Genomic DNA, 14,963 nt, shown 5'->3' on the forward strand with positions numbered 1-14,963 from the left:
GCCCGAATTTCCTCGCAATTCATTCTGCGGTGAGATTTGGGCTTTTGTTTTGCAAAAATTAATAAATGGAGAGAATAGATCGAGTACGACTTTAACCTTTTTAACATATTTTAGAGTTAGATGGGGAAATTACGATAAGGGGGAGTTGACATGCAAAGCGGAATTCGAGAAAGACTTCATTTTCTGTATAAATTTCTGCATGCGCCCCGACAATTAGGAAGCGTTACTCCCAGTTCGCGCTGGCTGGCAAAAACGATGCTCGACATCATTCCGTGGCAACAAATGCATAATATAGCTGAGCTGGGTGCAGGTACTGGAGCCATCACAAGATTTATTCCAAGCGGGGAAGAGACCGGGATGAATGTGCTCCTGTTTGAGAAGGATCCTGATTTTCGTCATCAACTAAGACTTAAATTCCCTGACCGTATTTTTTTTAACGATTGCCTGCGGCTACGGCTTGCGCTTCATAATAGAAGGTTGGAGAAGTTAGATTGCATTGTGAGCAGTTTGTCTTTTAGGAATTTCTCAGCCTCAGATCGGATGCTTTACATTGAGCAAATCATATCTTCTTTAAAAGAGGGCGGCTGGTTCATCACTTTTGAATATTTTCCTCAAATGAAGAAGGAATTAATGCAGTATTTTGATATTGTGAGTGTTAAATGGGTGCTGTTAAATTTCCCGCCAGCGCTTGTTTATATTTGCAGGAAGAAGGCTTCTACACAAGTAAAGCAATCAGATTATATTCATTCTTCCATAGATGTAAAATCAATTTCTCGGGTTTCTACGGAGAGATAAGGATGAAAAATACAACAAATGCCGTCACCCATAGCTCACTGGGGAACGGCATTTTTTAAATTAGGCTCAGTATGTTATTACCTCTGTCAATAGAGAACCTCAATATTGTCCTCGTTCAGACGTTTTAGCCAAGCTTCAGAAGGCTTACGGTCAGTGATCAAGAAATCAATATGGCCAAGCTCAACCAACTTTGTAAAAGCAGTTTTATCGAATTTGGTGTGATCCGCCAGGAGTATGACCTTATTGGCTTGTCGTAGCATGTACTTCTTGAGCTCACACTCCGGTTCGTTGGAATCTGTGATGCCTCGTTCCATATCCATTCCTTTGCAACTGATTACCGCTGTATCCACATTGTATCTTTGAATGGTGTCATGGGCTACCGGTCCCACTAGCGACAACGATCGGTAACGAAGTGAACCGCCAGTAGAGATGATATCCATCCCTGAATTCGAGAACTCATGCAAAATATTAATAGAATTTGTGATGATGGTTAGATTGTTTTTGTTTCCCAGCAATTTTAGAAACTCAAAGGCTGTAGAGCTTGGATCTACCATTAATGTATCTCCATCATTGATTAAATCGAGCGCCTTCAAGGCGATTCCCCGTTTTATATCTGTATTCAAGGCATTACGTGTAACAAAAGGCAGATCCTCATTCGTATGGCGATTCAGCATAGCACCTCCATAGGTACGACTAAGGATGCCATCCTTCTCTAGCTTCTCCAAATCTCTGCGTATCGTTTCTTCAGTGACCTCAAACATTTTACTTAGATCGGAGACTAGAACGCGTTTATCTTGATGGACGAGATCTATTATTTTTTTGCGTCTTTCGGCTGCAAGCATAGGAATCACCTTTCCAAAGCTATATTTTACAATCATAGCGCTTAATATCTGTGTTTTGCAATAAAAACAACTTAAAAATCTCTGTACTTTCCAATAATATTCACAAAACAGATATAAAACAAACAAAAACAACATAATTAATATTTAAAATGTTGACAACGAAGATTTAGGAGCATACGATGAAGAAGGAAATAATTCCCTTAGAGATTAATCGAGTTAGTGTGATGCAAGGCCGGCCCAGCTGCTATTCAGAGGCCAACCTGAGGCGCAGCAGACGGAATACAACGATTATTGAACTCATTAGGAGGCTGTCAAGCAATGAGCACGCATGTGTATTATGTTCCATCGATCAATATTATGGGCAAGGGATGCTTACAGGAGATTGGTCCTTACATTCAAGAACTTAATTTGAAGAAGGCACTTGTAGTTACAGACAAATTTCTTATGAAGAGCGGCATTGCCGGTAAATTGCTGGCGGTATTGGACGAAGCGGGGATTGAATATGCCATTTATGATGAAGTGAAGCCCAATCCGACCTGTAAAAATGTCCATGATGGCGTAGATTATCTCAAAGCGCAGAATTGTGATTCTCTGATTTCCATCGGCGGTGGGTCGCCACAGGATACTGCCAAAGCCATTGGTATCCTTGCCACAAATGGCGGTCACATCAAAGAATATGAGGGCGTACACAAGTCGAAACATAAATCGCTGCCGATCGTTGCTGTGAATACCACCGCAGGGACATCAGCTGAAGTCACTATTAATTATGTAATCACAGACGAAGAACGCAAAGTGAAGATGGTAATGGTGGATAAGAACAGTATTGCTACGATCTCAGTTAACGATCCAGAGCTTATGGTTGATAAACCCGCTGCACTTACGGCAGCAACAGGAATGGACGCTTTGACACATGCAATTGAGGCACTGGTAACGCCAGGGGCTTATCCGGTAACTGACGCTACGGCACTAGCCGCAGTGGAGATTATTTTCGCTAACTTGGCCCGTACTGTGAAGAATGGCCATGATATTGAGGCTCGTGAGCAAATGGTGTATGCGATTTTCCTAGGCGGACTTGCTTTCAATAATGCAGGGCTTGGTTATGTGCACGCGATGGCGCATCAGCTTGGCGGTGTATATGATCTGCCACATGGCGTATGTAACGCAATGCTACTCCCATATGTGGAAGAACAGAATGCCAAATATGTGCCTGAGAAATTCAGGGCTATTGCTAAAGCGATAGGGTTAAACGTTGAGAGTCAAACTGATAAGGAATGCGCGGACTTCGTAATTGAGTCGATCAAGGCGTTGTCTAAAGAAGTAGGCATTCCATCTAAACTATCCGAGCTTGGAGTAGATGAGGTCGATCTTGATCTTTTAGCAGAGAACTCCATGAAGGACGCTTGTGCACCGGGTAATCCTTTTATTCCTACGAAGGAAGAAGTCATTGCACTATTCAAAAAAATACTATAACTCATCCCTTACTTTAGGAGATTCTTTATGAATAATCATATCGCCGTTGATATTGGTGCCTCTAGTGGGCGGTTAGTACGCGGAATACTGCAAGAGGGCGTCCTCACCTTAGAGGAGCTTCATCGGTTTAGCAATCGTTTTATAGAACAAGAGGATTCTTGTCTCTGGGACATAGATTATTTATTCGAGCAGATTATTATAGGGCTTCAGAAAGCCAAGGGGCAAGGCATTACAGCGTGTACGCTGGGTATAGATACATGGGCTGTAGATTATGTTCTTGTGGATGCAGAGGGAACCCGTATTCAAGAGGTTTACGCTTATCGTGATCGTAGAACTGATAAGGCTATGGATGAGGTAGCTAAGCATATTTCTCCTCTAACTATATATGAAAAGACTGGTATTCAACAGTTGTCATTTAATACGTTGTATCAGCTTTATGTTCACAGTGAAGAAGAAATAGCCCAAGCGGATCAAATCTTACTCGTGCCTGATTATCTGTATTACAGATTAACGGGTCGCAAGATCAATGAGGTTACTAACGCATCTTCAACTCAGCTATTGAATCTAGAGAGTCGAGATTTCGACGATGACCTGTTGGATTTTCTGAATATTAAAAGAGATCAATTCGCTACATTGACTGAACCTGGAGTAATTATTGGCCCCCTCGATGAAGCACTAATTCAGGAATATGATCTTCCGGATTGCCAACTGATCTGTGTAGCCACACATGATACAGCTTCTGCAGTGCTTGGTGCTCCTCTTCAAAGAGACTCCGCGTATATCAGCAGTGGAACATGGTCATTGCTCGGTGTTGAACGAACTCAGCCACTCAATTCTATGATGGCCATGAAGGCCAATTACACCAATGAATGGGGCGCATACGGAACCTATAGATTCCTCAAAAATGTTATGGGCCTTTGGCTCATCCAAGAGGTTCGCAGGCTAATGGACGATCGTTGTAGCTTTGCGGAACTAGCAGAGCTTGCACATGGAGAAGAAGGCTTCCGGAGCCTGATCTCCTGTAATGATCCAAGATTTCTCAATCCTTCAAATATGATAGAAGAGATTCGTAATGCCTGCGCAGAGAGCGGGCAGCCTGTTACTGAGACGCCAGGTCAGTTGGCTCGCTGTATTTTTGACAGCTTGGCATTATCGTACCGTACTTACTTGGAAGAACTAGAAGAACTAATAGAAAGCCGAATCGAGGTTCTGCAGATTGTGGGTGGAGGTGCTAACAACAGTCTGTTATGCCAACTGACTGCTGATGTTATAGGCAGAGAAGTTAAGGCTGGCCCAACGGAATCCACAGCACTTGGTAATATAGTGGTGCAGATGATTAGCACGGGAAGCATAACTGATATTAATGAAGCAAGAGATATTATCGCTGAATCATTTGAGATAAAGTCGTATACACCGCGCCCGACCGCTCATCTTGAAGACATTCTAAATCGCTGGAAAGAGCTTCAGTTGTCCAAAATACAACATCAAATCTAATTAAACTTATGCTATATGATTTTAGGAGGAACTACAGCATGAATCAGAGTATTATCACTAGCTATAATGAAGCCAAAAAATTATACGCAGCCCATGGGATTGATGTGGAGAAAGTGCTGGAGCGGCTCGCGCAAATTAAGATTTCCATCCATTGCTGGCAGGGCGATGATGTACAAGGGTTTCTTTTTAAAGATAAAGAACTAAGCGGGGGAATAGCAGTAACAGGAAGTTATCCCGGTCGAGCTGGCACGCCAGATCAATTGCGCCAAGATTTAGAAAAGGCATTATCCCTCATTCCAGGCAAGCACAAAGTAAATTTACATGCGATCTATGCAGATACAGATGAAAAAGTTGATTTAGATGAATTGGAGCCACGCCATTTCCAATCTTGGGTAGACTGGGCGAAGGAGCGGGGGCTGGGACTTGATTTTAACCCTACTTGTTTCTCACATCCTAAAGCTGCAGACGGTTTTACGCTAAGTCACTCGGACGATGAGATTCGTAACTTCTGGATTAAGCATTGTAAGGCTTCTCGGACGATTGCCGAGCATTTTGGTAAAGAACTGGGTCAACCTTGCGTGACTAATTTTTGGGTACCAGACGGATATAAGGATACACCAGTCGATCGTTTAGCTCCAAGAGTGCGGTTAAAAGAGTCACTGGATGAGATTTTTAGTGTGGAAATAGATCCTCTCTATAATATTGATGCTGTAGAAAGTAAATTGTTCGGAATCGGTTCTGAGAGTTATGTGGTTGGTTCACATGAGTTCTATATGGGCTATGGTTTAACTCGCGGCAAAGCTATCTGTTTGGATGCCGGACATTTCCATCCTACTGAGATGATCTCAAATAAGCTATCTTCGATTCTTATGTTTAGTGAGCAGCTGCTGCTGCATGTAAGCAGACCCGTCCGTTGGGACAGTGACCACGTTGTAACTATGGATGACGAGTTGCTAGAAATCGCTCGTGAGTTGGTGCGAGGAGATTTACTCTCCCGTACGAATATCGGACTTGATTTCTTTGATGGCAGTATTAATCATATCGCTGCTTGGGTGATTGGTACACGCAATACCATTAAGGCGTTACTTCGCGCAATGCTCGAACCGGTGGAAAAATTGAAGCAAATCGAGCGGATAGGTGATTACACTTCACGACTAGCGTTGGTGGAAGAATTCAAATCGTATCCGTTTGGAGCCGTGTGGGATTACTATTGTGCATCACAAGATACACCCGTTAGGGAGCAATGGCTGGCTGAAGTAAAGCGTTATGAGCAGGAAGTTCTGTCTGCAAGATAGAGTGTTAGAGTGGATGTGGAGAGCAACATATACAAAGGAGAGATTGACAATGAGTACATCTGTATTAGAATCCAAAGGGTATATTGCCAGTAGTGAGGCTCCATTTATTCAGGAAATGTCAGAGATTACCCGTCATATGTGGGAGCTTGGCTGGGATGAGCTGAATGGCGGTAATGTCAGCTATCTGCTGGATGAGAATGAGGTTGCTAAATATATTAACGTTCTAGAGCCACTACGCACCATTAAACTTACCTTCCCTGTAAAAGAATTAGCCGGCAAATACTTCATCGTGACAGGTTCTGGCAAGTATTTTAGAAATGTGATCAAAGACCCGGAAGCCAATCTCGGTGTGCTTCGTGTTAGTGCCAATGGTGAAAGCGTAGAAGTGTTATGGGGATTACGGAACGGTGCTGTACCTACTAGTGAATTGGCTTCCCATTTCATGAGCCATATTGAGCGACTGAAGGTGGACCCTACGCACCGTATCGTACTGCATACACATGCTACGAATGTTATCGCGATGACCTTCACGCATGATCTGGATGAATTGAAGTTTACGAAGACGCTTTGGGAAATGTGCACAGAGTGCCTTGTTGTTTTCCCAGATGGTGTTAGTGTCATTCCATGGATTGTTCCTGGCAGCAGCGAAATTGGCCGCGAAACCGCGAAGAAAATGAAGGATCACCGCCTAGTGATCTGGCCGCAGCACGGGATTTTCGGCACTGGCTCCACTATGGATGCCACCTTTGGTCTAGTAGAGACTGTAGAAAAGGCTGCTACGATCTACAACCTGATTGGTGGAAGAGAAATTAAGCAAAAGATCACAGATCAGCAACTGTGGGATTTAGCTAAGGCGTTCGGAGTAACTCCAAAAGCTGGTATTCTTGAGGTTTAGGAAGTTCGTAATGGGATGAAAACCGGGCGTTCGCAGATTTTGCGGGGTCCGGTTTTTTTATGATTTTTCCTACATAAAGATCTTAAAAATTTGCATTTTCCATCTTCTGGGGAGATAATTAGCCTTACTTAAAGTAATCAAATAATCAATTGGAGGTAATATGTATGAACACTGAGCTATTATTTTCACCTATTCAAGTGGGGAATCTTTCGCTGTCAAACCGAATCGTCATGGCGCCGATGACTCGGGTATACTCACCGGATGGTGTACCAGGAAGTAATGTTGCCGCATATTACCGTAGACGGGCAGAAGGTGGAGTAGGATTGATCGTTACCGAGGGTACAGCTATTAATCATCCTTCGGCAGTCAGCCACGCCAATATTCCCAATATACATGAAGAAGCAGCTTTAGAGGGCTGGAAGCAGGTAGTAGAAGAAGTTCACGCAGCTGGAGGTAAGATCATCCCCCAATTATGGCATGTGGGAATGGCGCGAACTATAGGGGAAGGTCCAAATGTTGAAGCCCTTCCTATTGGCCCTTCTGGTCTGAATTTAGCAGGAGAACCTGTGACAGAGCCACTTACTACAGCTGAAGTTGAAAGCTTAGTTTCAGCATTTGCTCAAGCAGCAGCGAACGCGAAAAAAGTGGGTTTTGATGGTATCGAGATTCATGGTGCACATGGTTATCTGATAGACCAGTTCTTCTGGGAAGGAACGAACAAACGTACCGATCGTTACGGTGGCGATTTGGTTGGTAGAACTACATTTGCAGTAGAGGTTATTGAAGCGTGCCGTAAAGCGGTTGGGCCAGATTTTCCGATCGTGCTACGCTTCTCTCAATGGAAATTGGGTGCCTATGATGAGAAGCTGGCAAAAAATGCAGATGAGCTCGAAAGATTCCTTACTCCACTTAGCGATGCTGGCGTTGATATTTTCCACTGCTCCACTCGTCGCTTCAGCCAACCTGAATTTGAGGGATCTGAGCTTAATCTCGCAGGGTGGACCAAGAAAATCACGGGGAAACCATCAATTACGGTGGGTTCTATCGGTCTTCACAGTGATTTTTTTGCAGAAGACTCAGCTCAGAAGACAGAAGATAACATTAATGAATTACTAGAAAGAATGGACCGTGAGGAATTTGATTTGGTTGCTGTTGGCAGAGCATTAATAAGCGATCCGGCTTGGCCTGCCAAAGTTCAAAGTGGAGCAATAGACGAGATCATTCCATTCACGGCTGAATCGACAAAAACTCTATACTAAAGGGAAAGAACAGCGGGTTATGGACAGCTCTGTTTTTAGAATAATTTTCATTAAGGGCTAATATTATCATAGATATTAAAAAGCGTAATAGGTAAGGAGGATATGGGTTGATAGATATCACAGAAGTCTTCATAGATACTCTAGCACCGAACAGTGCAGCAATTAAGAACGGACAAGGACTAGTTAAGAAGAGACGATTCGTCCAATTGAATCAGTCGGAAGACGGTGTGGTTCTGTTTGGTGAATGTGGTGGTAGCGGTAGCAGCAACTATTATCCTTCAGCTGATTTTGTTGTTTCTGACAAACCGGTGATGCGTTGTACTTGTCCAAGTAGGCAGATTCCTTGCAAGCATGTCCTCGGATTGCTATATGCCTATGTAGGCAAGGAGACTTTCGTATCTGCAACGATTCCTGAAGATCTTGCTGTTAAACGAGAGAAGATGAGTAAGCGTGAAGAACGAAAATCTGAGCTTGCTGCGGAAGGGGCTATTGTTAAGCCCAAGAAAGTGAACAAGTCCGCACTTAAGAAAAAGATTGGAGCTCAACTGGAGGGCTTGGCTGTACTGGAGAAATTGACCCAATCGCTTATACGTGCAGGACTTGGAACAATAGACGCCAAAGGTGTAAAGGATATTCAGGTGCACGTGAAGATGATGGGCAATTATTATTTAACTGGTGCACAAATTGAATTAAGACGATTAGCTTTATTGCTCTCTTCTTCTGACAATCGTGAGAAAACTTATTCATTAGCAATAGAGCAGCTAACCCGAATTCATGCGTTCATTAAGAAAGGGCGCGCTCATCTAACAATGAAGCTGGAAGATCCGGATATGTCTTTGAATCATGAATCTACGATTGAAGAATGGCTTGGTCATGCTTGGCAGCTAACGGAGCTTAAGGAATGCGGTCTGATGAGCTCGGATGTAGAGCTGATCCAGCTTTCATTCCTCAGCTATGATGATGAAGCCAGACAGGAATTTGTAGACCTCGGCTACTGGATAGAAAAATCTACAGGTGATATACATCGTACGCTCCAATATCGTCCTTATAAAGCAGCTAAATATATTCATGAAGAAGATAGCTTCACTGATGTTGCACTTATTCCTTCCTTCTATCGTTATCCTGGTGACCGGAACCGGAGAGTTCGTTTCGAGAATATGTCAACACGGCCTCTGACTAATCAGGATGTAGAGTGGATCGTTTCTAAGGCAGTTCATTCTTATTCCGACAGCTTCAAGCAGATCAAAAATCAGTTGAAGAATCCGCTAGCGGACAAGAATCCTGTGTTGCTGCTGCATGTGAATAAGATTAGCAAATCTCAGCAAGATCAGTTCGTCATTACGGACGAATCGGGCCAGCATTTGGTGTTAGACCAAATAGTAGCACTCGAGCAGGATACACTTGCACTGTTACAATACTTTACACTCGAAGAATTATCGGATACTACGATGCTGCTTATGTTTGAACATCAACTCGATACAGGACGATTGAAAGCACAACCGTTAACCCTTATCAAAGGGATGGAGATGATCCGTCTCTTATATTAAAAAAATTAAGAAAACATAAGATTCACATAAACTTTGGGAGGAATATCCATGAGTACAGCTTTACTACAAGAGCTTCATCAAGAAGTAAACCGGCTGTATATAGCTGGAAGTGAGCTCGCTGCTGAGGATTTCCGCTTAAAGCGGCTATTGCCACAGTTTCAACAGTTAGGTGAACGTGCTCCCATATTCAAAAGGTTAGGAGAGGGAATTGTTGCGGTCATTGAACCAGATCATTCCGAGGGATCTTCCTCTGCTCAGAACCTACAGGAGCTCAGTGTGCTGCTTAGCTCGGTGCTATATACACAAGGAGCGACTTCGCCTGATGGTGAACTGCTTGAGGTGGAAGTCCATCCGGTGAGATTGCCTACTCAGTTTTCATATCGTAAGCTGTCAGCGGTACAGACGGCATTAAAGACTCGCGGGGGAGGACGATATGAGATTATCAAGGAAGCTTTTGAGACAGGATTGTTTCAAGATCTTCGAATGATTCATCCCGCGTTAGCAGCCCTCCAAGATCCATATGTTGAGATCGCCGAGCTTGTGATGAAGCAGATCCTGCCAGCTTATGGGCCTCAGATTATTCCGATCCTTATCGATCAATTTGATCCTGCTGGAGGAATAGTAGAGACGAGAAAGCTGTACGTGATCGCAGTATTAGGTGGTGATAGCGTTCAGGATCTGATCTATCAAGCTGCAGATTCAGGATCAGAAGATGTTCGAGCCATGGCTATTTCTCTGCTCGCAGGTCAGGGACAATATGAAATCGAATTACTGGCTTGGAGTACAGATAAGAAGAAAAAGATTCGCGAAGCTGCCTATAATGCGCTGGCTAAGAGCGACTCGGTAAATGTGGTGAATCGGCTGCATGAGGCGTTTACGGGAAAAGATAGTGAACTTGTAGTTCCTGCATTGAGACAATGTCAAGCCCAAGAGCTCACAAAACGACTTGTTGTAGAGTTATCAGATATGCTTCAAACTGTCTCAGAGATTATGGGCGATACGAAGAAAAAAGACGGATTATGGAATAAGGTAGTCCAGTATCTTCGGGTTTTATCTTACAAACGCAGTCCTGAACTAGAGAAACTATATTTCAATGTTCTCGAGCAGTATCCATTATATATGAATCAGCTAAAGTGGAATTCATTGATCGAGGAAGCAAACTCCTATTTTAGACAGATAGATTCTATCGAAGCGAGACGTATATTACAGCAAACACTTGAGCGTGATCTTGTCTACTATAGAAACAATAGAAGATATGTGAATGATGTTTTTAAAGATGCGTATCTCTACTTGTCACCAGAGCGTGTGTATGAACAATATGTTGAAGTTCTAAAGCATTATGCGCCATCTTCAACTAGCCATGCTTCTTCAATGGCGCAGCAACTGCTACGCACCATATCTGAAGTTGTAGTTCAACGATATCATGGAACTTATGATGCAGTTTGGAATTCACCTGTAGACCTGATTCAATATATGTATAAGGTCGAAATGCAGCCGCCCGAGGTACTGGCTGTTCAATGGGATTCACGGTGGCTTGACGCTTTTATAGAGCTGGATCAATACGAACTGGTAAGTGCCTTTGCAAGGCCGGGACATGCCGAAGCAATGCAGTATTTGCTTCGTAAATTGACCGATAATCCTGAATTCCGACATCGGTTTTCCAATATTCTCTTGATGGGCTTAGCACGTACAGGGATAGGTAAACAACGCTTGCAAGAAGCTCTCCTAGTGGCTTTGGAAGATGATAGAAATACAGAATGTCGATTAATTGAACCGTATACGTTTGAACAGCTATGTCAGCTTCCAGCGAGTTTTGCGAGTCGAATAATAACTGTTCTACCTCGATTTAGTGAGGTTGCAGAAGAACAACTTGAGTATGTCATTCGTCTCATGCAAGGACCATCAAACCCAATAGAAGAGGTGTAGCTACCGATGAGTCAAGAACTATTACAAGATATTATGAGGCTTCCAGCAGAAAGATTGTATGAGCATGAGTTGGAAGCGCTTCGTAAAGCGGACACAGGTAAGGTTCCAGCAGGATGGCAGATGTCGCCCCAATCTGTACTGAAGTTTATCGTTGGCGGTAAAGCAGGGAGTACCGAGATTACACCTAAGTACATTGGTAACAAGCGATTAATAGAGATGGCGATAGCCACGCTGGTAACTGATCGTGCGCTGCTGTTAATCGGTGAGCCGGGTACAGCAAAGTCATGGTTATCTGAGAATTTATCAGCTGCTATATATGGACAATCAGGACTTGTCGTACAAGGTACTGCGGGTACGAGTGAAGAGCAGGTGCGCTATTCGTGGAACTACGCAATGCTGCTTGCACAAGGCCCTACGCCGGAAGCGCTAGTGAAGAGCCCCATTATGCGAGCGATGGAGGATGGGGGCATTGCACGTTTTGAGGAGATATCTCGTTGTGCATCTGAGGTACAGGATGCGTTGATATCCATCTTATCGGAGAAGACGATATCCGTTCCTGAGCTAGGTAAGGAGATGAGTGCGCGCAAAGGCTTCTCGATCATTGCAACAGCTAATACGAGAGACCGTGGTGTAAATGACATGTCAACTGCCTTGAAGAGACGGTTTAATATTATCGTCCTTCCAGCCCCTGCGGATTTGTATACTGAAGTTGAGATTGTGAAGAAACGGGTTCGTGAAATTGCCTCTTCCTACGATTTGCAAGCGGCGCTCCCTGCAGATGAAGCTTTACATAAGGTCGTGACCATCTTCCGTGAGTTGCGTAGCGGGATGACATTGGATAAGAAGGAGAAGGTGAAGTCTCCAGCAGGTGTGATTTCCACAGCTGAAGCGATCTCGCTCTTAACGAATAGTATGGCGCTGGCCGCAAGCTTCGGTAATGGAGAACTGACGGACGAAGATCTGGCCGCAGGGCTGCAAGGTGCCATTGTGAAAGATGATGATAAGGATCAACTTGTCTGGAGAGAGTATCTCGACAATATTATGAAGAAACGTGGCGCAGATTGGCGGGGGTTATATACGGCTTGTAAGGAGATGAACTAGTGGAGAGCGAAACTACTGGAGCAGGCGTGCATATTTTTGGGGTGCGGCATTTGTCTCCTGGTGGTGCGCAGCATCTATTGAGCTTCCTTCATGAAATAGAGCCCACAGCTGTGTTAATTGAGGGTCCATCGGATGCCACACCTGAGATTCGCCATGTCATCAACATGACAACCAAACCTCCTATTGCCATTCTAGCTTTTACGGAGGAAGTTCCTGTGCGTACAGCCCTTTGGCCGCTTGCGCTATATTCCCCCGAATATCAAGCGATGAGATGGGCGGAGCAGCAAGGGGCTTATACAGCTTTTATAGATTTACCTTCATCAGTGGTCATCGCGTTACAGGATATACGAACCAAAAGTAGAGATTCTGTTGAACAGAGCGATGAATCTGAAGTTAACAATACAGTTGAGAAGGCTCCTGAAGAAGCATCTCTATATGATAGAGTAGCTGAGCTGGCTGGTGAGCTTGATTATGATATGTATTGGGAGCGCAATTTCGAACACAACACTAACAAGGGTGCATATCAGGAAGCAATTATTTCCTTCTCATCCCAAATGCGTCAGATTTCTGAAGAAAATGAGAGACATAACAACGTAATAGAATATGCACACAATACTATACGTGAAGCTTATATGCGTCGTCAGATTCAGGATACAATCGCTGCTGGCCATCAACCAAATAAGATCGTTGTTGTATGTGGAGCATACCATGCAGCGGCGCTTGCTGATCTGGCATCTGGTATGTCAGATGAGGAAATAGATGCTCTTCCTTCTCTAAATTCGAAGCTAACACTTATGCCCTACACGTACTATAAGTTATCTTCTTTGTCTGGCTACGGAGCAGGTAACCTCGCTCCTCATTATTATCAAATGATGTGGGAACGTATGATGAATGGCTCACTTGAAGACTTGCCGAATCATTATCTGTCTACCGTAGCCAGATACTTGCGTAATACAGGGACACACCGTTCCACAGCGGAAATTATCGAAGCCGTTCGCTTAGCTGAATCATTAGCTGCCCTTCACGGTGGAAGTGCTCCGACGTTAAGAGATCTAAGAGATGCTGCGCTGACTTTACTGGGGCGTGGAGAGCTAAGTGTGATCGCAGAAGCGCTTGCTCGTACAGATATCGGTACTGCTATTGGTGAGTTGGCAGAGGGGATTAGTCAGACGCCGATTCAAGATGATCTGAATCGGCAATTAAAGCGCTTGAAGCTTGAGAAATATAAAACCCCAGTGGCAAATGATCTTGAACTAGATCTCCGAGAGAACCGAAGAGTGTCTTCTGAGGAAGCAGCTTATTTAGACTTAAATCGTTCCTTTCTTTTTCATAGGCTCAGATTACTTGGGATCGATCTAGTGAACATAAGAGCAAGTGGTCAGACTGGCGCAACGTGGGCAGAGCATTGGGTAATGAAGTGGTCTCCTGAAGTTGAGATCCAGGTCGTTGAATCTACGCTACTTGGGGAAACAATTGAGCTTGCTTCAGCTTATGTATTGCAACAAAAATTAGATGGCAGCAGTACCATTGCGGAAGCGTCAGCACTTATTCGAACGGCTTATGAGTGTGGAATGATACACCAGATGGAAGCGGGACGGCAGACGCTTCAGCGTCTAGCTGTTGATACTCGAGATGTGGTGCAGATTGCTGCTTCCATTCATGAGTTATCTCTTCTGATTCAATATGGCGATGTTCGACGGATCGATACCAAGCCGCTCATTCCTTTGCTTGAACAACTGTTCAGACGAGCCTGTCTGTTCTTGCTGGATGCGAGCCAATGTAACGATGAGGCTTCAGGTGAGATGCTTAAAGCTATGAACATACTGAATCAGGCAGCTATTGCGCATAGTGAGGAATTAGATGAGCTGTTGTGGATACAAGAGCTGAAACACTTGTCAGAGAGGGATGACTGCAATCCGCGTTTATCTGGAGTGGCGTGTTCCATTTTATTGGAGCGTAATGCGATGACTGCACAGCAATGTTCAGAAGAAGTATCGAGGCGCCTGTCGCCAGGTATACCCGCAGAACTTGGAGCAGGCTGGTTCGAAGGGATGTCTATGCGTAATCGATATGTACTGTTGTCTCGATTAAGTCTGTGGGAACAATTGAATGAGTATATTAATTCATTAGATGATGAAGAATTTGTACGTGCATTAGTATTTTTACGGCGTGCTTTCAGCACCTTTGAACGAAGAGAAAAGACGATGATTGCCGAACTTCTAGGGGAGTTGTGGGGTGTGAACACCGAGCAGGCTGCTGAGATTCTGACGGGTGAGCTGAAGGAGGCCGAAGCGAAGATGATTGAGGATTTGAATGAATTTGACTTTGGAGATATATGA

Annotated in this window: 11 protein-coding genes; 10 read left to right on the forward strand and 1 reads right to left on the reverse strand. The window is 44.0% G+C overall.

From position 1 onward, the window contains the following. Positions 1-150 precede the first annotated feature (150 nt). Entirely contained in the window at positions 151-795 is a 645-nt protein-coding gene (locus MKX35_RS16710; RefSeq protein WP_076298818.1) for a class I SAM-dependent methyltransferase, read from the forward strand. A gap of 86 nt (positions 796-881) precedes the next feature. On the opposite strand, the gene MKX35_RS16715 is transcribed toward MKX35_RS16710, so the two are convergent. Next, the gene (locus tag MKX35_RS16715) at positions 882-1,637 is read right to left on the reverse strand and encodes a DeoR/GlpR family DNA-binding transcription regulator (protein ID WP_042194054.1); all 756 of its coding nucleotides are present in this window, start codon (positions 1,635-1,637) and stop codon (positions 882-884) included. A 318-nt stretch (positions 1,638-1,955) separates the two neighbouring features. Between MKX35_RS16715 and MKX35_RS16720 the strand changes: the two genes are divergently transcribed. From MKX35_RS16720 to MKX35_RS16760, 9 genes are all read left to right on the forward strand, one after another. Continuing rightward, a complete protein-coding gene (locus MKX35_RS16720) occupies positions 1,956-3,107 on the forward strand; it encodes an iron-containing alcohol dehydrogenase (protein WP_076298819.1) in 1,152 nt (383 codons plus the stop codon). Between the two features lie 27 nt (positions 3,108-3,134). Then, complete coding sequence (gene rhaB / locus MKX35_RS16725; protein ID WP_076298820.1) at positions 3,135-4,601, forward strand: rhamnulokinase; 1,467 nt, start codon at positions 3,135-3,137, stop codon at positions 4,599-4,601. A gap of 38 nt (positions 4,602-4,639) precedes the next feature. Further along, complete coding sequence (gene rhaA, locus MKX35_RS16730; RefSeq protein WP_076298821.1) at positions 4,640-5,896, forward strand: L-rhamnose isomerase; 1,257 nt, start codon at positions 4,640-4,642, stop codon at positions 5,894-5,896. 49 nt (positions 5,897-5,945) lie between these two features. After that, positions 5,946-6,791: a rhamnulose-1-phosphate aldolase gene (gene rhaD, locus MKX35_RS16735; protein ID WP_042128469.1), complete on the forward strand. Its 846-nt coding sequence runs from the start codon at positions 5,946-5,948 to the stop codon at positions 6,789-6,791. Between the two features lie 164 nt (positions 6,792-6,955). Next, on the forward strand, positions 6,956-8,050 hold the full coding sequence (locus MKX35_RS16740; protein ID WP_042188971.1) for an NADH:flavin oxidoreductase: 1,095 nt from the start codon (positions 6,956-6,958) through the stop codon (positions 8,048-8,050). Positions 8,051-8,157: 107 nt separating this feature from the next. Next, positions 8,158-9,597 carry an SWIM zinc finger family protein gene (locus MKX35_RS16745; protein ID WP_076298822.1) on the forward strand — a complete coding sequence of 480 codons (1,440 nt, stop codon included), beginning with the start codon at positions 8,158-8,160 and terminating at the stop codon, positions 9,595-9,597. A gap of 48 nt (positions 9,598-9,645) precedes the next feature. Beyond that, a complete protein-coding gene (locus MKX35_RS16750) occupies positions 9,646-11,523 on the forward strand; it encodes a HEAT repeat domain-containing protein (RefSeq protein WP_076298823.1) in 1,878 nt (625 codons plus the stop codon). A 6-nt stretch (positions 11,524-11,529) separates the two neighbouring features. Continuing rightward, on the forward strand, positions 11,530-12,624 hold the full coding sequence (locus tag MKX35_RS16755; protein WP_076298824.1) for an ATP-binding protein: 1,095 nt from the start codon (positions 11,530-11,532) through the stop codon (positions 12,622-12,624). Beyond that, complete coding sequence (locus MKX35_RS16760) at positions 12,624-14,963, forward strand: DUF5682 family protein (protein WP_076298825.1); 2,340 nt, start codon at positions 12,624-12,626, stop codon at positions 14,961-14,963. The genes MKX35_RS16755 and MKX35_RS16760 overlap by 1 nt, the downstream gene beginning before the upstream one ends.

This window comes from Paenibacillus sp. FSL R5-0923 (assembly GCF_038009145.1).
In the GTDB taxonomy this organism is placed as follows: Bacteria; Bacillota; Bacilli; order Paenibacillales; family Paenibacillaceae; genus Paenibacillus_AQ.

Bases quoted from the DNA above. Each gene is read 5' to 3' on its own strand.
- MKX35_RS16710 (WP_076298818.1), top strand. From the start codon at position 151: ATGCAAAGCGGAATTCGAGAAAGACTTCATTTTCTGTATAAATTTCTG.
- MKX35_RS16715 (WP_042194054.1), bottom strand. From the start codon at position 1,637: ATGCTTGCAGCCGAAAGACGCAAAAAAATAATAGATCTCGTCCATCAA.
- MKX35_RS16720 (WP_076298819.1), top strand. From the start codon at position 1,956: ATGAGCACGCATGTGTATTATGTTCCATCGATCAATATTATGGGCAAG.
- rhaB (WP_076298820.1), top strand. From the start codon at position 3,135: ATGAATAATCATATCGCCGTTGATATTGGTGCCTCTAGTGGGCGGTTA.
- rhaA (WP_076298821.1), top strand. From the start codon at position 4,640: ATGAATCAGAGTATTATCACTAGCTATAATGAAGCCAAAAAATTATAC.
- rhaD (WP_042128469.1), top strand. From the start codon at position 5,946: ATGAGTACATCTGTATTAGAATCCAAAGGGTATATTGCCAGTAGTGAG.
- MKX35_RS16740 (WP_042188971.1), top strand. From the start codon at position 6,956: ATGAACACTGAGCTATTATTTTCACCTATTCAAGTGGGGAATCTTTCG.
- MKX35_RS16750 (WP_076298823.1), top strand. From the start codon at position 9,646: ATGAGTACAGCTTTACTACAAGAGCTTCATCAAGAAGTAAACCGGCTG.
- MKX35_RS16755 (WP_076298824.1), top strand. From the start codon at position 11,530: ATGAGTCAAGAACTATTACAAGATATTATGAGGCTTCCAGCAGAAAGA.